We start from the raw sequence: 19,491 nt of genomic DNA on the forward strand, positions 1-19,491 counted from the left end.
CCCCCCCCCCCCCCCCCCCCCCCCCCCCCCCCCCCCCCCCCCCCCCCCCCCCCCCCCCCCCCCCCCCCCACTACCCCTTCAGAGATACACAACGACATCTAATTGCGAGCAATTCTCATCAATGATGTAATGGCCAGTATTCATCCGTCCCGAATCGTGCCGTGAGCCGTCCCGCATCTTCCACCGTGCAGCAGCAGAGCCGCGGCTTCTGGCTGCGTACCCTGCACCAGTGGCACTGGATCAGCTCTGCGGTCTGCCTGATCGGCATGCTGCTGTTCGCGGTGACCGGTCTGACGCTGAACCATGCCGCGAAGATCGAGGCCAAGCCACAGGTGCAGAACCAGCACCTGGAACTGCCGGCCGAACTGCTCGGCGGCCTGGGCTCCCGCGAGGACGGCAATGCACCGCTGCCACGCCCGGCCCGGCAATGGCTCGACGATCAGCTGGGCATCTCCATCGGCGGTCGACCCGCCGAATGGTCGGCCGAGGAAATCTATCTGTCACTGCCACGCCCCGGCGGCGACGCCTGGTTGAGCATCGACCGCGAAACCGGCGCGGTGGAGTACGAATCCACCTCGCGCGGCGCGGTGTCCTATCTCAACGACCTGCACAAGGGCCGCAATGCCGGCCCCGCATGGGGCTGGTTCCTGGACGTGTTCGCCGTGGCCTGCCTGGTGTTCTGCATCACCGGCCTGTTCCTGCTGCACCTGCATGCGCGGCAGCGACGCATGACCTGGCCACTGGTCGGCCTGGGCCTGATGATCCCGCTGCTGATCGCCCTGCTGCTGATCCACTGACTTCCACCGTGACTTCCATCCGTTCTTCCGGAGCCGCCCCATGCGCGTCACCCTGACCATCGCCCTCAGCGGCCTGCTGGCCACCTCGCCGGCTTACGCCACCACCCTCGACATCAACGTCGAAGTGCCCAAGCTCAACGTGGCCGAGTACCACCGCCCGTACGTGGCGGTGTGGCTGGAAGGCGCCGACCAGAAGGTCGCCGCCAACCTGTCGGTCTGGTACCAGCAGACCAGCAACAGCGAAGGCCATGGCACCAAGTGGCTGCCCGACCTGCGCCAGTGGTGGCGCAAGAGCGGCCGCACCCTGCAGGTGCCGGTGGACGGCGTGACCGGCCCGACCCGCCCGGCCGGCAAGCACGCGCTGTCGTTCAACGACAAGCAGCCCGCACTGAAGCAGCTGGCCGCGGGCAACTACACCCTGGTGGTGGAAGCGGTGCGCGAAGTCGGCGGCCGTGAACTGCTGAAGATTCCCTTCACCTGGCCGGCCACCGCCGCACAGAACGGCCGCGCGCAGGGCGCCACCGAACTGGGCCAGGTCACCCTCGCCGTCAAACCGTAATTGCCTGAGCCGGGGTCAGAGCCCTTTCCGCTGGAAAGGGATCCGACCCCATCGCAGCACCCCAGGGGTCGGATCCCTTCCGCAGGAAGGGCTCTGACCCCATCAATCACCCTGGAGTCTTCCGCATGAAGCGCACGCTCGTCCTCGCCGCCGCTCTGGCCGCTGCCCTTCCCTTCTCTGCCCTGGCCCACAAGGCCTGGCTGCTGCCCTCGCAGACCGTGATCGCCGGCAACGCGCCGTGGATCACCGTCGATGGTGCGGTCTCCAACGACCTGTTCTACTTCAATCACGTGCCGCTGCGCCTGGAATCGGTGGTGATCACCGCCCCGGACGGCAGCACCGTGCAGGCGCAGAACGCGGCCACCGGCAAGTACCGCAGCGTGTTCGACGTCGAGCTGAAGCAGCAGGGCACCTACCGCATCGCCTCGGTCAACGACGGCCTGTCGGCCACCTATGAACTGAACGGCGAGCGCAAGCGCTGGCGCGGTACCGCCGCCACCTTCGGCGAACTGCCCAAGGATGCGAAGAAGCTGGAAGTGAGCCAGTCGGTCGGCCGCGTGGAGACCTTCGTCACCAACGGGGCGCCGAACGACACCGCGCTGAAGCCGACCAACCGCGGCATCGAACTGGTGGCCGTCGGTCACCCGAACGACCTGTTCGCCGGCGAGGAAGCCACCTTCCGCGTACTGGTCGACGGCAAGCCGACCGCAGGCCTGGAGTTCGAGATCGTGCGCGGCGGCACCCGCTACCGCAACGCGCAGGACGAGCAGAAGCTGACCAGCGACGCCAAGGGCGAGATCAAGGTGACCTGGCCGGAAGCCGGCATGTACTGGCTGGAAACCGGCACCGAGGACAAGAAGACCTCGGTCAAGCAGGCCGCCAAGCGCCGCCTCAGCTACGTCGCCACGCTGGAAGTGCTGCCGCAGTAAAGACAGCGCTGCGATACCCGGCGCGCCCTGGTATCGCAGGCTGCCACGCATGCCCATGACCTCTACCGCACTCGACATCGCCCGGCTGGGCGGCACCACCATGGGCACCACCTGGAGCGTGTCACTGGTCGTACCGCACCAGCGCGACCTGCATCCACTGCATGCTGGCATCCAGGCACGTCTGGATGAAGTGGTCGCGCAGATGAGCACCTGGGAAGCGGGTTCCGACCTGAGCCGCTACAACCGTGCCGACGCAGGTCAGTACCTGGTGCTTCCCATCGAGACACGCCATGTGTTGGCCTGCGCGCAGGCCATCGCTGCAGCCAGCGGCGGTGCGTTCGACCCCACCGTCGGCCCGCTGGTGGCGCTGTGGGGCTTCGGCGCCCATGCCGGCGCACGGCGCGCACCCGATGCCGCCACGTTGCAGGCAACGCGTGCACGCTGCGGCTGGCAGCGCCTGCACTGGCAGGAGGATGCGCTGCTGCAGCCCGGTGGCCTGGAGCTGGATCTTTCGGCGATCGCCAAGGGCTTCGGCGTCGACCACGTCGCCGCCTGGCTGCGCGGCCAGGGTGTCGATGCCGCACTGATTGAAGTCGGTGGGGAACTGGCCGGTTACGGCCGCAAGCCCGACGGCCAGCCGTGGCGCGTGCTGGTGGAGTCGGCGCCGGAAGAAGATGCCCACACCGATACGCCACCGCGTGTCCTGGCGCTGGACGGCAAGGCGGTGGCCACCTCCGGCGATCGCTGGCACCACTATCACGACGATGACGTGGCCTACAGCCACAGCCTCGACCCGAGCAGCGGCACGCCGGTACGGCAGGTCGCAGCCGCCGTCACTGTGGTCGCCAGCGACGCGATGCACGCTGACGCGTGGGCCACCGCGCTGACCGTGCTCGGCCGCGACGCAGGCATCGCGCTGGCAGAGCGCGAGGGGCTGGCCGCGCGCTATCTGGAACGCACCACCACCGGCCCACGCGAAACCCTCAGCAGCGCCTTCCAGCAGCTGCTGGATGAGCAGGCTGGATGAGCATGCGTTTCCCGCGCGCGACCGTTGGCAACGTCATGGTGCTGGCCCTGCTGGCCGTGATCGGCGGGGCACTGCTGCGTCTGCACCTGGGCGAAGCGTGGTGGCAGGGTGCACCGCCGGCCCGGCAATGGGGCATCGCGCTGGCCGCCACCGCGCTGTATCTGCTGGCGTGTGGCGTGCTGTGGTGGCGCAGCCGTCCGCGCGACGACACGCCCGAAGGCGGCAACCCACCGATGCTGCTGGTCTGGTCCAGCCAGACCGGCTTCGCCCGCGAACTGGCCGAGCGCAGTGCGCAGGCTCTGCGCTCGGCCGGCATGCCGGTGCGCCTGCGCGGTCTGCATGAGGTCGATGCCACCCTGCTGGCGGGCAGCGCGCGTGTACTGTTCATCGTCAGCACCACCGGCGAAGGCGATGCACCCGACCACGCCCTGCCCTTCCTGCGCAAGGTGATGAGCACGCCTCCGCCGCTGCAGCACATGCAGTACGGGGTGCTCGCACTGGGCGATCGCAGCTACGGGCATTTCTGCGCGTTCGGCCACCAACTGCATGACTGGCTGCGCCAGCACGGAGCACATCCGCTGTTCGATGCCATTGAAGTCGACAACGCCGATCCAGCTGCCCTGCGCCACTGGCAGCAACTGCTTGGCCAGCTCGGCGGCGGCGCGAGCGAACTTCCCGATTGGACACCGGCCGAGTACCAGCCGTGGACGCTGCTGCAGCGTACCCACCTCAACCCCGGCAGTGCCGGTGGTCCGGTCTATTGGCTGCGCCTGCAGCCCCCGACCGGCAGCGGCACGCAGTGGCAGGCCGGTGACATCGCCGAGGTCGGTCCGCAGCATGCCGAACGGAGCACGCGCGACTGGCTGCAGACGCAGGGCTTCGATGCGGACACCGTGTTGGACGACGGCACTACGCTGCTCGCCCGCGTTGCGCGCTCGCACCTGCCGTCATTGGTTGCAGCAGGCGATCTGCCTGGGCTGTTGGCGGCACTGCAGCCCCTGCCACATCGCGAATACTCCATCGCCTCGGTGATGGACGACGGCGCGGTGGAACTGCTGCTGCGCCGGCAGCTGCGTGCCGATGGCACGCCGGGCATCGGCAGTGGCTGGCTGTGCGACCACGCCGCCATCGGCGGGCCGGTACAGATGCGCCTGCGCCGCAACGAGAATTTCCATGGCGTCGCCGCTGATGTTCCACTGCTGCTGATCGGCAACGGCACTGGTATCGCCGGCCTGCGCGCGCACCTGCACGAACGCGCACGCATTGGCGGTGCCCGCACCTGGCTGTTGTTCGGCGAACGCTCGGCCGCGCATGACTTCCACTTCGGCGATGAACTGCAGGCGATGCTCGGCAACGGCAGGCTGACCCGCCTGGATACGGTGTTCAGCCGTGATGGCGGCGCACATCGCTACGTGCAGGATCGCCTGCTGGCCGAAGCAACCACGCTGCGGCAGTGGGTCGATGACGGCGCGACGATCCTGGTCTGCGGCAGCCTGCAGGGCATGGCCCCGGCAGTGGATGCGGTGATCGAGCAGGTGCTCGGTGCCGACGCCAAGGAAGCGCTGTTGCTGGCCGGTCGTTACCGGCGCGACGTGTATTGAGCGAACGTTTGGGGTAAACCGCCTCTTGTGGGTGCGAACTGCCTCCTGGTGGGTATGAACCTTGGTTGGCACCCTGCTGCGGCATCGGCTGCTGCATCCACGCATGGCGTGGATCTACTGAACGGCTGGCGGCGATCCCTTGTTGGCACCCTGCTGCGGCATCGGCTGCCGCATCCACGCATGGCGTGGATCTACTGAACGGCTGGCGGCGATCCCTTGTTCGCACCCTGCTGCGGCATCGGCTGCTGCATCCACGCATGGCGTGGATCTACTGAACGGCTGGCGGCGATCCCTTGTTCGCACCCTTCTGCGGCATCGGCTGCTGCATCCACGCATGGCTTGGATCTACTGAACGGCTGGCGGCGATCCCTTGTTCGCACCCTGCGATATCGGCTGCTGCATCCACGCATGGCGTGGATCTACTGAACGGCTGGCGGCGATCCCTTGTTCGCACCTGCGATATCGGCTGCCGCATCCACGCATGGCGTGGATCTACGCGGATCCAAGGTGACAACCATGCTGCAGTAGATCCACGCCATGCGTGGATGATTGCCTCCGGGCGCCGACGCTGGCTCAGCCGCCCGCCGCGCTCACCCGTATCGCCAACAACTCGCCGCCGCCCTGCAATGCATGCCGCTGACGCTCACCGGCGGCCAACCACGCGGTATCGCCGGCCTGCATCGCAGGCAATCCGCTGTCCGCGCCGAACGTGGCCTGCCCGCCCAACAGGTGCAGCGCCCAGGCCACGCCCGGCTCGCAGAAGAAGAACATCGGCCCGACCAGTGGACGATGCAGCAGCTCGGCCTGCAGCAGTCCGCGCTTCCACATCAGGTTGAAATCGTGAGTGGTGCCGTCCACCAGCTCGCCGTGCAGCGCAGCCTCACCGGCAAAACGCACGCGCCCATGCGGTGGCAGCACCTCGGCTACGCGGCCGTCCTCGAAACGCAGGCGCACGCCATTGCCCTGCAGCAGCACCAGTTCGCGCTCGACGCCCGGGAATGCGGAAAACGCGGCGTCCTGCTCGATCTCGGCCACCGACAGGCGCAACGCCCAATCATCGCCCTGCGCTGGCAACCGCAGGATCTCGCGGGTCCAACCGAGGCCGTTGCGCCAGCGTTCGCGGCGGTAGTCCAGGCTGGAAATCACCTGGCTCGGGGTCTGCAGCAGGGAGTCGATGTTCATGCGCGCATTGCATCATGCCGCGCGCCGCAACGCATCAACGCGTTGCAAGACCCGCAGCCGTACCGCAATCGCCGCCCAGCAGCTGTGAGTGCTTGAGCCAGTCCTTGTCGGGGTAGTACGCAAACACCATCGTGCCGCCTCGCAGCGCGTCGATCAGCGGCTTGGCCACCGACAACCGCACCGCCGGGCAGCCCAGACTGCGCCCCAACCGCCCCTGCAACTGCGCAGTGGACGGATTCACATACGGCGCACCGTGGATGACGATGGCGCGCTCGCGCGCACGATCGTTGAACCCCGGCTCCAACCCTGCCAGGCGCAGCGAATAGCCGTTGCCGCCCATGTAGGTTTCCTGCGCGGTGAACGCACCGATGCTGGACATGAAGCTGCCATCGCGGTTGGAGAAATGTTCGGTGCGGTTCTCGCCGCTGTTGCGGCCGTGCGCCACCCACTCCTCGAACAACAGCCGCTGGCGGGCGAGATCGAAGACCCACATCCGCGGCTCGGTGGACGGCCGCGAGTAATCGATCACGCTCAGGCGTTCACTGCTGACTCCCAGCTCCGGCCGCTGCAGTGCGCAGCGCATGGCGTGGGCAGCCAACTGCAGAACCCGACGGTCCGCCTTGGGCGCGGTGCGTGCCAGCTGCGCGGCGAGGTCGTCGGCGCTGATGGCGGCAATAGGCGTCTGTGCCCCGGCCGGGGCACTGGCAGTGGTTGCCAGTAGGCCAAGGGCGGCCAGCCGGCACAGGCGGGAAGCAGACATGGGCACGTAGGGAGGTCTCAGGATCCCTTGAGGGTGGACGCTGGCGGCTCTGATTCCAAGACCGGCTGCATTCCCGATTCAGCCGCGCTTGGGCGCACCGCCGGCAGGGACGTCACCAGCAGGGTCGTGCCCGGCACCAGCACCTGGTACAGCTGGCGGGCGAAATCGGCCGGCAGGGCCATCGGCAACGACGGCGTGGCCAGCAGGTCCGGCGTGGCCTGGGCGCGGTCCTGGCCGAGCAGCGGATAGGCCGTCCACTGGTGCAGGCGCTGCTGTGCATCAAGCGGGCTGGGCGTATCGCTGTAGCCCTGGCCCATCACGAACAGGGTGGTGCCCTGGAACGCTGGCAGCGCGTCGGCCTTCAGCGGCGACTCACCGATCATCACGCCATCGCGCAGCACGTACAGGCGCTGGTCGTGCAGGCTGACCAGGATGCCGACCTGGCCACTGGGTGCGGCCGCATCATCCCACCAGGCCTTGTCGGGAGCACCGCCCTCGCCTTCCGGCAGGGCCTGGCCGCGTGCATTCACCGGCGCCAGCACCGCCGGATAGGCCAGCGTCATCGGCGCGCTCTTGGCATCGGCCACGACCACCGTATCGCCGCGCTTGGTTTCGCTGAACAGCTTCTGGGCGAAGGCCTGCGGCAGGCGCACGCAGCCATGCGAGGCCGGATGCCCGGGCAGGCTGCCGCCGTGAAGGGCGATGCCGTCCCAGGTCAACCGCTGCATGTACGGCATGGGTGCGCTGTTGTAGAGGTTGGAGCGGTGGTCCTTGTCCTTCTGCAGGATGGTGAACACACCGGTCGGCGTCTCATGGCCGGTCTTGCCCGAGCTGATCGTGGTCAGGCCGATGGCAATGCCATTGCGGTACACGTAAGCCCGTTGCTCATCCAGGCTCACCACCAGCACGATCGGACCGGCCGGCGAGACTTCCGGATGCCACAGGTACTCGCCCGGCTTGAGGTCGGTCGGCCCGCGTACTTTGGAAGTCGTGGCCACGACAGGCTTGGAGGGGGCGGCCGCCTGTGCGGCGCACGGCAGTGCCAAGGCCACGGCGAGCATCAAGGTCAAACGGTGCAGGTGCATCCAGCGGGTTCCATTCCATGCGAAGACCCCACCGTACACCATGGGCACGTCGCAGCCGCGCCAAAAGAAATTGCCCGGCGACACAGCCATGTGTCGTACCGGGCAATCGTCACGTCCCTGTCGGCCTGCTGCCACCCCCTCGCATCCTGCGAAGCGGGGGCGGCGTTGCATCCTGCACGCGGCCGCGTCTGTCCTGTTTGTATCTCAGCCCCTTCCACAGGTCTGTGATGCCACCATCCTGGTGATTGGTGCCGCATCCCTGCGACGGTCGGCGGCTGCAGCCATCCTGTCCGCAGCCATTGAACCTGCATCCTGCAGATTCCGACGATTCCTGTTGTCAGCGCCTGGGTACGGTTCGCACCGGTACCGATCCGGGTACCGGATCCGCAGGCAACATCGTGTTGCCAACGGTGATCCGTCGTCGATTCCGTTCGACGATCGATGTCCCTATCCCCTTCACCTGCGTCAGGTCCTCGACGCGGTGAAACGGGCCGTGTCTGCGCCGGTGCTCGACGATCGCCGCAGCCTTGGTGGCCCCGACCATCGTCAATCCCTGCTGCAGCGCCTGGGCATCGGCCCGGTTGATGTCGATCGGCTCGGCAGCTTGCGCTCCCGCGATCCACACTCCCAGCACCAGCGCCCTTAACACGACAAACCAAGGCACGACGTGTATCTCCTTGTGGTTCTGACCGTCCCGACCGGCAATCCCGTCGGTCGAAACAGTGTCCGTCACCACATGCACACAGCGTATAGGGTTCACGGATTTCTAAAAGCCAGCCAAATACCCGACGTGATGTAGGGAAAACCCTACCCTTGGCCGAGGCGTAGAATGGGCGGATCAGCCATGCAACCGGAGTTTCAGATGGACAGCGCCAAGCTCGGCCAATTCGTCAATGACAAGTGGGACAGCGAAATCGTCCCGCAGTTGGTCGACTACATCCGCATTCCCAACAAGTCGCCGATGTTCGACGCCAACTGGGTGCAGAACGGCTACATGGAGCAGGCGGTCACCCTGATGGAAACCTGGGCCAAGGCCCAGGACCTGCCCGGCCTGAAGGTCGAAGTGGTGCGCCTGGAAGGCCGTACCCCGCTGATTCTGCTGGAAATTCCGGCTACCGGCGCCGAAACCGGCGACGACACCATCCTGCTCTACGGGCACCTGGACAAGCAGCCGGAGATGACCGGCTGGGACGACGACCTGGGCCCGTGGACCCCGGTCCTGCGCGGCGACAAGCTGTATGGCCGTGGCGGTGCCGATGACGGTTACGCCATCTTCGGCTCGCTGGCCGCCGTGCTGGCACTGCAGGCCCAGGGCCTGCCGCATGCCCGCTGCGTGGTGCTGATCGAAGCCTGTGAAGAGTCGGGCAGCTACGACCTGCCGGCCTACGTGGACCATCTGGCTGACCGCATCGGCAAGCCGTCGCTGGTGGTCTGCCTGGATTCGGGCTGTGCCAACTACGACCAGCTGTGGTGCACCACCTCGCTGCGCGGCCTGACCGGCGGCAACTTCTCGGTGAAGGTGCTCAACGAAGGCGTGCACTCCGGTGATGCCTCCGGCGTGGTGCCGTCAAGCTTCCGCCTGCTGCGCCAGCTGCTGTCGCGCATCGAGGACCAGGACACCGGCCGCATCCTGATCGACGGCATGAACGTGGAGATCCCGGCCGAGCGCCTGGAACAGGCCAAGCGTGCCGCCGACGTGGTCGACACCGCGATCTTCGAGAAATTCCCGCTGGTCGATGGCCTCAAGCCGATGAACGACGACCTGACCGAGCTGGTGCTCAACCGCACCTGGCGCCCTGCCCTCTCGGTGACCGGCATCGGCGGCATGCCGCCGCTGGAATCGGCCGGCAACGTGCTGCGCCCGCATACCGCAGTGAAGCTGTCGCTGCGCCTGCCGCCCACTGCCGATGGCAAGACCTGCGGCGAGCTGCTGAAGGAAGCGCTGCTGCGCGATCCGCCGAACGGCGCGCAGGTCACCCTGGACCTGGAAAAGGCCTCCACCGGCTGGAACGCGCCGGCGATGGCACCGTGGCTGACCAAGGCCATCGACGATGCCAGCCAGACCTTCTTCGGCAAGCCGGCGATGTACATGGGCGAAGGCGGCTCGATCCCGTTCATGGGCATGCTGGGCGAGAAGTTCCCGGGCGCCCAGTTCATGATCACCGGCGTGCTCGGCCCGCACTCCAATGCCCACGGCCCGAACGAGTTCCTGCACATCCCGATGGGCAAGAAGGTCACCGCGTGCGTGTCCAAGGTGATCAGCGAGCACTACGCGGCCAGCCTGCGTGGCGAGACCAGCGGTTCGCCGGTGGCCGCCGACAGCGGCACCCGCCACGGCGACCACGGCTGCTGCTGATCCAGCACGCAGTGACGGACGCAGCCCGGCCTTGCTAGGCTGCGTCCAACCTTCCAGAGCACTGATCGCATGAACGGTCTGTTTGGCAGCACCAGCTGGCTCTACATCATCCTGGTCGGCTTCTTCGTCGGCCTGCTGGGACGCTTCTTCATGCCCGGCAACAACCGCATGGGCTGCCTGCTGACCATCGTGCTGGGCATCATCGGCGCGCTGCTGGCCGGCTGGTTCGGCCAGTACATGGGCTGGTACGCGCCCGGTGAACCGGCCGGCTTCCTCGGCGCGGTGCTGGGTGCGGTCGTCGTGCTGGCGATCCTGCGCCTGTTCAGCGGCCGCCGCTGAGCCGCCATCTCCTTTTCCATTCTGCCCCGACGTTGGCGCGCCCGGCGCGCCCGGATATGCCTGCATGACCGAACCCGCCTCTGATCCCCAGCGCAGCGCACAGCGCCTGCAATGGGCCCGTACCCAGCTTGACGACAGCAACACCGTGGTCGAACGCGCCTCGGTCGACGCCGGCATGCGCAGCTACTGGCGCACCACCAGCCAGCGCGGCAGCCACATCGTGATGGACGCCCCGCCGGGGCTGGAAGACCCCACGCCGTGGCTGCGCATGCGCGGCCTGCTGCACGATCACGGCCTGCGCGTGCCCGCCCTGCTTGCCCAGGACCTCGACGCCGGCTTCCTGCTGCTGGAAGACCTGGGCGGCCCGACGCTGGCGAAGATCCTCGACGAACGCAATGCCGACGCGTGGTTCAGCCGATCCATCGATCAGCTGCTGCGCCTGCAGGCCATTCCGGTGCCGGCCGATTTCGGCCAGTTCGGCGAAGCGCTGCTGCAGCGTGATGCCGGCCTGTTCGACGAGTGGTTCCTGCAACGCCATCTTGGCCTTGAACTGGACTGCGGCGAGATCGAAGGCCTGCAGCTGGTGCACCGTCGGCTGATGGACAACGCGCTGGGCCAGGCCCAGCTGATGACCCACCGCGACTACATGCCGCGCAACCTGATGCCGGTGGATGGCGGCCCGGCGGTGCTGGATTTCCAGGACCTGGTGCGTGGCCCGATCGCGTACGACGCGGTAAGTCTGTTCAAGGATGCCTTCCTGAGCTGGCCGCTGCAGCGCGTGGACGAATGGCTGGCGCAGTATCACCAGCGCGCACGCGATGCCGGCCTGCCGGTACCCGACCGTGCCACTTTCCTGCGCGATGCCGACTGGATGGGCATCCAGCGCCACGTGAAGATCCTCGGCCTGTTCTGCCGCCTGCGCTATCGCGACAACAAGGGCCACTACCTGGACGATGCGCCGCGCTTCATCGCCTACCTCGATGAAGTGCTGCCGCGCTATCGCGAACTGGCGCCCCTGCAGCAGTTGCTGGAAACGCGGATCAAACCGGCACTGGCCGAGTTGGCCGCGCCGATGCGCGTGCAGCGCTGAAGGCCGCATCGATGAAGGCACTGATTTTCGCCGCCGGCCTGGGTGAGCGCATGCGCCCCCTCACCCTGCACACGCCCAAGCCGCTGCTGGCGGTGGCCGGCAAACCCCTGATCGCGTGGCATCTGGAGCGGTTGGCTGCGCTCGGCATCCACGACGTGGTGATCAACACCGCGTGGCTCGCCGAGCAGTTCCCGGCCGCATTGGGCGATGGCAGCCAGTGGGGCCTGCGCCTGCATTTCATGCACGAAGGCGATACCCCGCTGGAAACCGGTGGCGGCATCCTCAATGCATTGCCGGCGCTGGGGGACGATCCGTTCCTGGTAGTGAACGGCGATATCTGGACCGATTTCGATTTCGCCACGCTGCCGCGTGAACCGGCCGGCCAAGCGCATCTGGTGCTGGTCGACAACCCGGCGCAGCACCCCAATGGCGACTACCGGCTGGACGCGCACGGTGTGCTGCACCATGACCGCGAAGGGCCGTGCCTGACCTATGCGGGCATCGGCGTCTATCGTCCGTCGATCGTGGCCGATTGGCGTGCGGTGATCGGTGAGGCACCGGGCAGCGAGCGTGTGCCACCGAAGTTTTCGGTGGTGCCGTTGCAGAAGCATTTCATGGCACAGGGGCTGATGACGGGGCAGCACCATCGCGGGCGCTGGACCGATGTCGGGACCGTTGATCGCCTGCATGCGCTGGATGCGGAGTTGGCCGCGAACGGCTGAGCCCCTCGTGGTTGGTCGCGCAGAGCGGATCGCGTGCTTGGCCGGACGGGTGGGCCATGCAGGGGACGCTGCAAGTACATCCATGTAAGCTCGATGGCGCCATCCATGGCGCCAACGCCCCTGCATGGCCCACCCGCCCGACCTCTGACAGTCTGCGTGGGCGTCCAGCCACGGAAGAAAGAAAAAAGCGGAAGCGGGTCGCTTCGCTGCGCTTGCTCTGGTGACGACCAACGGTCGTCACCCACTACAAGCAAGACACGTGTCGACCAAGGTCGACACCCACCAACAGCAGTGCAGAACGCCGACACGGCAGATCGCGGGAACCTGTCGAAGGCGGGGTGGCTCAGGTTGCGGGGGCGTGAGCGCCATGGATGGCGCGACCGAGGCTACAGGGACGTACTTGCGCCGTCCCCCGCAACCTGAGCCACCCCGCCATCCCACGGATAGCGAGCTTTTGCTGTTGACGTTGACGTTGACGTTGCCCTGGCTTCGGCGGGTGCAGGGCGCAGTCCTGCCTAACACCCAACACCCAACACCCCTCAGTAACGAGGACGGCCTTCTTCCAGCACCTGGCGCAGGAACGGCACGGTGATCCGCCGCTTCGCCGCCAGCGATTCGCGATCCAGCCAGTCCAGCAACGTGATCAGCCCACCCAGCTCGCGACCGGTGTGCGAGAGCAGCCACTCGATGGCGGCCTCGTCGATCGCCAGCCCCCTGCGCAGCGCGCGCTCGCGCAACACCGCCGCGCGGCCTTCCTCGTCCAGCGGCTGCAACAGCACGCGCACGCATTGGCCCAGGCGCGAACGCAGGTCCGGCAGCACCAGGCCCAGTTCGCCCGGTGACTTCTGTGCGGTGTACAGCACCGTCACGTCGGCAGCGCGCGCGCGGTTGTGGAAATCGAACAGCGCGATTTCGTCCTCACGATTGCCTGCCACCGCATCCAGGCCATCCAGCGCCACCAGCTCGCGCTGCTCAAGCCCTTCCAGCGCCACCCGCACCCGGCCGACCACGCTGGCCAGCGGCACATAGGTCGGCAGGCGCCCGGCCTGCTCGGCGCTGGAGCACATCGCCAGCGCCTGGTGGGTCTTGCCGGTGCCGGCCGCGCCTTCCAGGTACACCCAGTCGTGGCTGGCCCCTACCGCGATGGCATGCAGCTGCGCCAGCGCGCCGTCCGGCGCGCCGATGAAGCTTTCCAGCCGTTGGTCCCGCGGGTAATGCAGGGCCAGCGGAAGTTGCGGCACACCAATCACTTCAGTTCCGGACCCTTGTCATTGCCAGGCACGATGATATGGGGCTGGTCGATCACACCATCAAGCACGATCGCGGGCTTCTCGCCGGCGTACAGCTCACTCTGGCGGTAACGCTGGTGCGCATAGCGCAACAGCACGTTGCTGACCGCCGCCACCGGCAGCGCCAGCAGCATGCCCAGGAACCCGAACAGCTGGCCGCCTGCCATCACCGCGAAGATCACCGCCACCGGGTGCAGGCCGATCTTGTCGCCAACGATGCGCGGGGTCAGCACGTAGCTCTCCAGCAGCTGGCCAACGGTGAACACCACGCCCACCAGGATCAGCAGCTTCAGGTCGAACCCCTGCGCCTGTACCAGCGCAGCCACGATCGCCATCAGGATGCCGGTGGTCGCGCCCAGGTAGGGAATGAAGCTGATCAGGCCGGCGATCAGGCCGATCAGCAGGCCCAGCTTGAGCCCGACCAGCGACAGGCCACCGGCGTAGATCACGCCCAGCGCCAGCATCACCAGGAACTGCCCGCGGATGAAGGCGCCGAGCACCTCGTTGGATTCACGTGCCAGCGTGGTGATCGTGCCGATCTGGTTGCGCGGGATCACCGATGCCACGCGTTCGACCAGCTTGTCCCAGTCACGCAGGAAGTAGAACGCCAGGATCGGCAGCAGCAACAGGTTGACCACCCAGGTGACCACCGTGAAGCCCGAACGCGATACGTAGCCCATGAAGGTCGTGGCGAATCCGCCGGCCTGCTGCCAATGGCTGCGCACCCATTCGATCACACGGTCCGGATCCATCCACTGCATCACTTCCAGCCCGGTCTTCTGCTCGAACCAGGGAATGCCCTTCTCCATCAGCCAGGCCTGCGCCTGCGGGGCCGCGGCGATCAGGGTGCTGATCTGGCGTTCGATCATCGGCACCAGCACCAGCAGCAGCGCGACGATCACCAGCACCATTGCCACGAACACCAGCACCACGCCGGTCATGCGCGAGCGGCCGGTGTCCTCGATGCGGTCCACCAGCGGATCGCCCAGCCAGGCCAGCGCCAGCGCCAGCACGAACGGCGTCAGGATCGGCGCCAGCAGCCACACGACCCAGCCGATCAGGCCGGCCAGCAGGATGAACTTCAGCCGCCGCAGGAACTGCGCGATTTCCGCTTCCGGGGACAGGATCATCGCAGGCGGTACTCATTGCTGACCGGCGCCGGTGCCGGTGCACCGGTCGTATCGTCGATCGGCGTCGGCAGGGCCGGCAGTGTCGCCGACGGCACCAGCACGCCGTTGTCGCCAAGCATGCGATTGAAGCCGGCCAGGCCGGTGGTCATTTCCAGATTCAGTTCCAGATGGTCGGCGGTCGCGCGCAGCGGGGTGACGTTGCGCACCACGGCCACTTCACGCAGGCCGGCGGCCAGGCGCAGGTATTCGTCGGCGCTGTTGATGCCGGTCACCACCACGCGGTAGGTGCCCGCCTGGCCGGTGGCCGCACCGGCCTTGGCATAACGCTTGACCAGCGCGTCGGCAGCGCCATCGGCACCGGCGGCCATCGCGCGCATGGCGTTGGCGTCCTTGCTGGTCCACTTGTTCAGTTCACGGCCGTTGTCGACGAACACCCAGTCCGCCTGCCAACCGCCATTGGCGCGGTAAAGCTTGCCGATCAGCTGCATCGGCGGCGAATAGCGCGACGAGGCCCGCGCGACTGCGGCGCTGTCCTGGCGCCAGATGGCACCGGCCAGGGCCTGCTCGGCGGCGCCACCACTGGGCAGGCCGAGCTTGTAGCCGCGCTCGATGGCCCGGCTCAGCAGCGGCCGCGCAGCATTGGCCTGCTGCACGCTGACCAGGCGCGGACCACTGCCGTCGTCGACGGCCAGCCACAGCACCGGCTTCGGCCGGGGCTGAGGCCACAGCGGCAGGCCCAGGGCCGACACCAGCCCGTCCACGTCATCCTCGCGGAAGCGCGCGACCAGCAGGGTACGGAAGCTCGGCGCACCGCTGGCGCCCACGCTCTGGTCCTGCTTGTAGTCGTAGCTGGCAACGTAGTCCTTGGCATTGCGCAACGCCTGCGCCACGCCGGGGCGCGACATGACGCTGCGATCGCCGGACAATTTGCCCAGTACAACGCTCAACGCGCGGGCAAGTGCACCGTTGCGGTCAGCCTCGGCTTGGCTGTTGACGGGCACTTCGGCCTCGTACGCACCACTGGCAGTGGCAACATCCCCCTCGGTTCGCATGCCGCTCTGGGCCATCGTGGCCACCGGCAGGCACAGCGCAAGGAGCAGGGTCAAAAACAGGCTGCGGCGCATCAGGACATCCATTGGCTCGACGTATCCGGGGGGAATTGTTGCCCGAATACGGCCTTTGCGCCAATGCGGCCTGTTAAAATCGGCGATTCAACCCCTGCCAGCGCCGACGCCCGTGACCAACAGCCCGTCTTCCGCCCCTTCTCCCCTCACCTACCGTGACGCGGGTGTCGACATCGACGCCGGCAACGAACTGGTCGAGCGGATCAAGCCCCTGGTCAAGCGCAGCTTCCGTCCGGAGGTGATGGGCGGCCTGGGTGGCTTTGGCGCCCTGTTCGACCTGTCCAACAAGTACCGCGAGCCGGTGCTGGTGTCGGGCACCGACGGCGTCGGCACCAAGCTGAAGCTGGCCCACCAGCTGAACCGCCACGATACGATCGGCATCGACCTGGTCGCCATGTGCGTGAACGACGTGCTGGTGCAGGGCGCCGAGCCCTTGTTCTTCCTGGACTACTTCGCCACCGGCAAGCTGGACATCGACACCGCCGCCGCGGTCGTGGGCGGCATCGCCAATGGCTGCACCGAGGCCGGCTGCGCCCTGATCGGCGGCGAAACCGCCGAGATGCCCGACATGTACGCGCCGGGCGAGTACGACCTGGCCGGCTTCACCGTCGCGGCCGTCGAAAAGAGCGAACTGAAGGACGGCGCCAATGTCGCCGCCGGCGACGTGCTGATCGGCATCGCCTCGTCCGGCCCGCACTCCAACGGCTATTCGCTGGTCCGTCGCATCTATGACCGCGCCGGCCGCCCGGCCGAGCTGGAACTGGAAGGCGGGGTCAAGCTGGTCGATGCGCTGATGGCCCCCACCCGCCTGTACGTCAAGCCGATCCTGTCGCTGCTGAAGTCGCACGGCGATGCCATCCACGGCATGGCCCACATCACCGGTGGCGGCCTGACCGAGAACATCATCCGCGTGGTGCCCGAAGGCCTCGGCCTGGACATCCAGGCCTCGTCGTGGACCCTGCCGCCGGTGTTCCAGTGGCTGCAGAAGGAAGGCGCGGTGGCAGACAGCGAGATGTGGCGCACCTTCAACTGCGGCATCGGCTTCGTGCTGATCGTCGCTGCCGACCAGCTCGAGGCCGTATCCGCTGCGGTCAAGGCGGAAGGCCTGGAGCACTGGACGATCGGCCAGGTGGTCACCGCCCAGGGCGGCGAACGCGTCCACATCGCCTGATCCACTGGACAAAGGAACCCGCATGGACGCACCTCCTCCCTTGTCGACGCCGCCGGCTCCGCCGGTGCTGCCGCCGAACCCGGCCGTGCCGGTGTTCGGCCCGCAGGACGCCACCCAGCTGCGCCAGCTGGCGATCGGCCACTATGTGGTCGCTGGCCTGATGGCGGTGTTCTCGCTGGTCTTCGTGCTGCACATCGTGCTGGGCATCGCCATGCTGTCCGGCTCGCTGCCGATGAAATCCGGCGGTGAACCGTCATCGCCGGAAGAGCAGCAGTTCGTCGGCTGGCTGTTCACCGTGATGGGCGTCTGCATCGTGCTCGGCGGGCTGACCCTGGCAGGCTTCGTGGCCTATGCCGGCCGCTGCCTGTCACAGCAGCGCCGCTACCTGCTGTGCATGATCGTGGCGGGGCTGGCGTGCCTGTTCACCCCCATCGGCACCATCCTCGGCGTGTTCACCCTGGTCGTGCTGCTGCGCCCGCAGGTGAAGGCCGCCTTCGCTGGCCAGGCGGGTGTGGCATGAGCGATGGAATGAACCCACCGCCGCTGCCACGGCAGACCCTGGCCGACCTGCAGACCGCAAGCCACCTGCACAACCTGAAGATCCTGTTCTACGCGCTGGCCGGCTTCCATTGGCTGGCAGCGCTGGTCTTCCTCGGCTTTGTCGGCATCGTCGCCTTCGAACGCGGAATGGACGACGGCGCTGTGCTGTCGACGGTGTACGCCGCGGTGTCGCTGCTGGCCATCGGCTTGGGCTTCCTGCAGCTGCGCACCGCGCGGCTGCTTGGCCAGCGCAGCCACCTGGCCTGGTGTCGCGGCGCGGCCTGGGCAGCGGTGATGGCCGGCCCACTGGGCATGGCCCTGACCGCCTACGCGGTGTATTTCCTGCGCAAGCCGGAGATCGCCGCACTGTTCGACCGCGGCGACCACGTCAGCGTCTGAGCTGGCAAGCGCATGTTCCGTCTCTTCTGCTGATCGCCCCGACATGTCCACGCCCGCTGCCTCCACGCTCGCCCGCAACCGCGCCACCCACTCCCTGTCGGCACCGAAGAAGGCCGCACTGGTCGCGGTGCTGGGCATCTTCGCCGCCACCTGGATCCATCCGCTGTGGCCGCTCGAGCAGACCCTGCACAGTTCGCTGACGGTGATCGGCCTGCTGGCCCTGTGGTGGGTGGACCGGCGCTGGCAGCTGGGCAACGGCGCGTTCATCGCCATCTGCGGCTTCATCGCCATCCACTGCGTGGCCGCGCGCTGGCTGTACTCCAACGTGCCGTATGACGCATGGCTGCAGTCGCTGCTCGGGTGGTCGCCGGACGCAGCCTTTGGCTGGCAGCGCAACCACTTCGATCGCCTGATCCACTTCCTCTATGGCGTCTGCTTCACCCCCGCATTGCTGCAGTTGGCGCGACATTCCTGGCCTGCGCTGCGCATCGGCCAGGCATTCACCCTGGCGGTGATGGCGGTGATGTGTTCCAGCCTGGTGTATGAGTGGCTGGAATGGGGCATCGCCCTTGCCCTGTCGCCGGAAGCGGCTGAGGCCTACAACGGCCAGCAGGGCGACATGTGGGACGCGCATGCGGACATGCTGCTGGCGACCTTGGGCAGCCTGTTGCTGTGGCCGCTGGTACGCCGGAGCGTGGTGCGATGAGCATCCGCCGAATCGCCGTGCTGGCATCCGGGCGCGGCAGCAACCTGCAGGCCATTGTCGACGCCATCGCGGCAGGGCGACTGCAGGCCGAGATTGTCGGCGTGTTCTCCGATCGTCCCGATGCGACCGCCCTGGAGCGGGTGGCAACGGATCGGCGCTGGGGGCATGCGCCGAAGGAATTCAGCAACCGCGCCGCCTACGAGCAGGCGCTGGGTGATGCGCTGGCAGCATCCACGCCGGACTGGATCGTCTGCGCCGGCTACATGCGCATTCTGGGCGCCGATTTCGTACAGCGGTTCACTGGCCGCCTGGTCAACATCCACCCCTCGCTGCTGCCGTTGCACAAGGGCCTGCACACCCATGCACGGGCGCTTGAGGCCGGCGATAGCGAGCACGGCGCCAGCGTGCACCTGGTGGTGCCGGAACTGGATGCCGGCGCGGTGCTGGCGCAGGCCCGGGTTCCGGTGCTTGCCGGCGACGATGCGCAGACCCTGGCCGAACGCGTGCTTGCGGTGGAGCATCCGCTGCTGATCGCCACCCTGGAACTGCTCTGTGCAGGGCGCCTGGCTGAACGGGAAGGCCAGCCGATGTTCGACGGTCACCCCCTGTTTAGCCCCTTGGCTCTAGATTCCGCCGGAAACCTGAACCGGTAACGCCCGTGCACACGCCCCGCTGACTGCGGGGC

21 protein-coding genes are annotated in these 19,491 nt (G+C 67.4%); 14 read left to right on the plus strand and 7 right to left on the minus strand.

Going from position 1 to position 19,491, the window contains the following annotated elements:
* Positions 1-161: 161 nt before the first annotated feature.
* The 5 genes from AC3WTC_RS11825 to AC3WTC_RS11845 all read left to right on the plus strand — a co-directional run bounded on the left by AC3WTC_RS11825 (position 162) and on the right by AC3WTC_RS11845 (position 4,913).
* Positions 162-797: a PepSY-associated TM helix domain-containing protein gene (locus tag AC3WTC_RS11825; RefSeq protein ID WP_033830536.1), complete on the plus strand. Its 636-nt coding sequence runs from the start codon at positions 162-164 to the stop codon at positions 795-797.
* 40 nt (positions 798-837) lie between these two features.
* Positions 838-1,356: a DUF2271 domain-containing protein gene (locus tag AC3WTC_RS11830; RefSeq protein ID WP_080149488.1), complete on the plus strand. Its 519-nt coding sequence runs from the start codon at positions 838-840 to the stop codon at positions 1,354-1,356.
* A gap of 125 nt (positions 1,357-1,481) precedes the next feature.
* Complete coding sequence (locus AC3WTC_RS11835) at positions 1,482-2,285, plus strand: DUF4198 domain-containing protein (RefSeq protein ID WP_025873992.1); 804 nt, start codon at positions 1,482-1,484, stop codon at positions 2,283-2,285.
* A 55-nt stretch (positions 2,286-2,340) separates the two neighbouring features.
* Positions 2,341-3,312, plus strand: a complete 972-nt coding sequence (locus tag AC3WTC_RS11840) for an FAD:protein FMN transferase (protein WP_492711508.1) — start codon at positions 2,341-2,343, stop codon at positions 3,310-3,312.
* A complete protein-coding gene (locus AC3WTC_RS11845) occupies positions 3,309-4,913 on the plus strand; it encodes a sulfite reductase subunit alpha (protein WP_492711477.1) in 1,605 nt (534 codons plus the stop codon). The genes AC3WTC_RS11840 and AC3WTC_RS11845 overlap by 4 nt, the downstream gene beginning before the upstream one ends.
* Positions 4,914-5,486: 573 nt before the next feature.
* Here the strand turns inward: AC3WTC_RS11845 and AC3WTC_RS11850 are convergent.
* The 4 genes from AC3WTC_RS11850 to AC3WTC_RS11865 form a co-directional block, all read right to left on the minus strand.
* Positions 5,487-6,095: a HutD/Ves family protein gene (locus AC3WTC_RS11850; RefSeq protein WP_032975832.1), complete on the minus strand. Its 609-nt coding sequence runs from the start codon at positions 6,093-6,095 to the stop codon at positions 5,487-5,489.
* 34 nt (positions 6,096-6,129) lie between these two features.
* Positions 6,130-6,855, minus strand: coding sequence for a murein L,D-transpeptidase catalytic domain family protein (locus AC3WTC_RS11855; protein ID WP_025873996.1), 726 nt, complete (start codon positions 6,853-6,855; stop codon positions 6,130-6,132).
* Positions 6,856-6,872: 17 nt separating this feature from the next.
* Positions 6,873-7,940 (minus strand): L,D-transpeptidase, encoded by a 1,068-nt coding sequence (locus AC3WTC_RS11860; protein WP_492711479.1) that lies wholly within the window; start codon positions 7,938-7,940, stop codon positions 6,873-6,875.
* Positions 7,941-8,277: 337 nt separating this feature from the next.
* Positions 8,278-8,604 (minus strand): ComEA family DNA-binding protein, encoded by a 327-nt coding sequence (locus AC3WTC_RS11865; protein WP_033832065.1) that lies wholly within the window; start codon positions 8,602-8,604, stop codon positions 8,278-8,280.
* Positions 8,605-8,802: 198 nt separating this feature from the next.
* Between AC3WTC_RS11865 and AC3WTC_RS11870 the strand changes: the two genes are divergently transcribed.
* From AC3WTC_RS11870 to murU, 4 genes are all read left to right on the plus strand, one after another.
* On the plus strand, positions 8,803-10,296 hold the full coding sequence (locus AC3WTC_RS11870) for a M20 family metallopeptidase (RefSeq protein ID WP_033830531.1): 1,494 nt from the start codon (positions 8,803-8,805) through the stop codon (positions 10,294-10,296).
* Positions 10,297-10,365: 69 nt separating this feature from the next.
* Complete coding sequence (locus AC3WTC_RS11875; protein WP_025874000.1) at positions 10,366-10,635, plus strand: GlsB/YeaQ/YmgE family stress response membrane protein; 270 nt, start codon at positions 10,366-10,368, stop codon at positions 10,633-10,635.
* 64 nt (positions 10,636-10,699) lie between these two features.
* Complete coding sequence (locus AC3WTC_RS11880; protein ID WP_263929575.1) at positions 10,700-11,725, plus strand: phosphotransferase; 1,026 nt, start codon at positions 10,700-10,702, stop codon at positions 11,723-11,725.
* 11 nt (positions 11,726-11,736) lie between these two features.
* Entirely contained in the window at positions 11,737-12,447 is a 711-nt protein-coding gene (gene murU, locus AC3WTC_RS11885; RefSeq protein WP_032975826.1) for an N-acetylmuramate alpha-1-phosphate uridylyltransferase MurU, read from the plus strand.
* Between the two features lie 539 nt (positions 12,448-12,986).
* On the opposite strand, the gene hda is transcribed toward murU, so the two are convergent.
* The 3 genes from hda to AC3WTC_RS11900 are packed head-to-tail and all read right to left on the minus strand — an operon-like array spanning position 12,987 to position 15,990.
* Complete coding sequence (gene hda, locus AC3WTC_RS11890) at positions 12,987-13,694, minus strand: DnaA regulatory inactivator Hda (RefSeq protein WP_032977533.1); 708 nt, start codon at positions 13,692-13,694, stop codon at positions 12,987-12,989.
* Positions 13,694-14,866, minus strand: a complete 1,173-nt coding sequence (locus tag AC3WTC_RS11895) for an AI-2E family transporter (RefSeq protein WP_080149494.1) — start codon at positions 14,864-14,866, stop codon at positions 13,694-13,696. The genes hda and AC3WTC_RS11895 overlap by 1 nt, the downstream gene beginning before the upstream one ends.
* Positions 14,863-15,990: a DUF2066 domain-containing protein gene (locus AC3WTC_RS11900; protein ID WP_223482051.1), complete on the minus strand. Its 1,128-nt coding sequence runs from the start codon at positions 15,988-15,990 to the stop codon at positions 14,863-14,865. Before AC3WTC_RS11900 ends, AC3WTC_RS11895 begins: the two co-directional genes overlap by 4 nt.
* Before the next feature lie 112 nt (positions 15,991-16,102).
* Here AC3WTC_RS11900 and purM point away from each other — a divergent pair, with 112 nt between their 5' ends.
* The 5 genes from purM (at position 16,103) to purN (ending at position 19,459) form a co-directional block, all read left to right on the plus strand.
* Positions 16,103-17,161, plus strand: coding sequence for a phosphoribosylformylglycinamidine cyclo-ligase (gene purM / locus AC3WTC_RS11905; RefSeq protein ID WP_032951578.1), 1,059 nt, complete (start codon positions 16,103-16,105; stop codon positions 17,159-17,161).
* A gap of 22 nt (positions 17,162-17,183) precedes the next feature.
* Positions 17,184-17,681, plus strand: coding sequence for a hypothetical protein (locus tag AC3WTC_RS11910; protein WP_059063303.1), 498 nt, complete (start codon positions 17,184-17,186; stop codon positions 17,679-17,681).
* Positions 17,678-18,100, plus strand: a complete 423-nt coding sequence (locus AC3WTC_RS11915) for a hypothetical protein (RefSeq protein ID WP_080149495.1) — start codon at positions 17,678-17,680, stop codon at positions 18,098-18,100. The genes AC3WTC_RS11910 and AC3WTC_RS11915 overlap by 4 nt, the downstream gene beginning before the upstream one ends.
* 94 nt (positions 18,101-18,194) lie before the next feature.
* Entirely contained in the window at positions 18,195-18,806 is a 612-nt protein-coding gene (locus tag AC3WTC_RS11920; protein WP_170919604.1) for a DUF2238 domain-containing protein, read from the plus strand.
* Positions 18,803-19,459: a phosphoribosylglycinamide formyltransferase gene (gene purN / locus AC3WTC_RS11925; protein ID WP_080149496.1), complete on the plus strand. Its 657-nt coding sequence runs from the start codon at positions 18,803-18,805 to the stop codon at positions 19,457-19,459. The genes AC3WTC_RS11920 and purN overlap by 4 nt, the downstream gene beginning before the upstream one ends.
* Positions 19,460-19,491 lie beyond the last annotated feature (32 nt).

This window comes from Stenotrophomonas sp. FW305-C-20-S1 (genome assembly GCF_058783335.1).

What these genes read in the sequence shown, in the direction of transcription:
- AC3WTC_RS11830 (WP_080149488.1), top strand. Translation starts at nt 838, where the DNA reads ATGCGCGTCACCCTGACCATCGCCCTCAGCGGCCTGCTGGCCACCTCG.
- AC3WTC_RS11835 (WP_025873992.1), top strand. Translation starts at nt 1,482, where the DNA reads ATGAAGCGCACGCTCGTCCTCGCCGCCGCTCTGGCCGCTGCCCTTCCC.
- AC3WTC_RS11840 (WP_492711508.1), top strand. Translation starts at nt 2,341, where the DNA reads ATGACCTCTACCGCACTCGACATCGCCCGGCTGGGCGGCACCACCATG.
- AC3WTC_RS11845 (WP_492711477.1), top strand. Translation starts at nt 3,309, where the DNA reads ATGAGCATGCGTTTCCCGCGCGCGACCGTTGGCAACGTCATGGTGCTG.
- AC3WTC_RS11850 (WP_032975832.1), bottom strand. Translation starts at nt 6,095, where the DNA reads ATGAACATCGACTCCCTGCTGCAGACCCCGAGCCAGGTGATTTCCAGC.
- AC3WTC_RS11855 (WP_025873996.1), bottom strand. Translation starts at nt 6,855, where the DNA reads ATGTCTGCTTCCCGCCTGTGCCGGCTGGCCGCCCTTGGCCTACTGGCA.
- AC3WTC_RS11860 (WP_492711479.1), bottom strand. Translation starts at nt 7,940, where the DNA reads ATGCACCTGCACCGTTTGACCTTGATGCTCGCCGTGGCCTTGGCACTG.
- AC3WTC_RS11870 (WP_033830531.1), top strand. Translation starts at nt 8,803, where the DNA reads ATGGACAGCGCCAAGCTCGGCCAATTCGTCAATGACAAGTGGGACAGC.
- AC3WTC_RS11875 (WP_025874000.1), top strand. Translation starts at nt 10,366, where the DNA reads ATGAACGGTCTGTTTGGCAGCACCAGCTGGCTCTACATCATCCTGGTC.
- AC3WTC_RS11880 (WP_263929575.1), top strand. Translation starts at nt 10,700, where the DNA reads ATGACCGAACCCGCCTCTGATCCCCAGCGCAGCGCACAGCGCCTGCAA.
- murU (WP_032975826.1), top strand. Translation starts at nt 11,737, where the DNA reads ATGAAGGCACTGATTTTCGCCGCCGGCCTGGGTGAGCGCATGCGCCCC.
- AC3WTC_RS11895 (WP_080149494.1), bottom strand. Translation starts at nt 14,866, where the DNA reads ATGATCCTGTCCCCGGAAGCGGAAATCGCGCAGTTCCTGCGGCGGCTG.
- AC3WTC_RS11900 (WP_223482051.1), bottom strand. Translation starts at nt 15,990, where the DNA reads ATGCGCCGCAGCCTGTTTTTGACCCTGCTCCTTGCGCTGTGCCTGCCG.
- AC3WTC_RS11910 (WP_059063303.1), top strand. Translation starts at nt 17,184, where the DNA reads ATGGACGCACCTCCTCCCTTGTCGACGCCGCCGGCTCCGCCGGTGCTG.
- AC3WTC_RS11915 (WP_080149495.1), top strand. Translation starts at nt 17,678, where the DNA reads ATGAGCGATGGAATGAACCCACCGCCGCTGCCACGGCAGACCCTGGCC.
- purN (WP_080149496.1), top strand. Translation starts at nt 18,803, where the DNA reads ATGAGCATCCGCCGAATCGCCGTGCTGGCATCCGGGCGCGGCAGCAAC.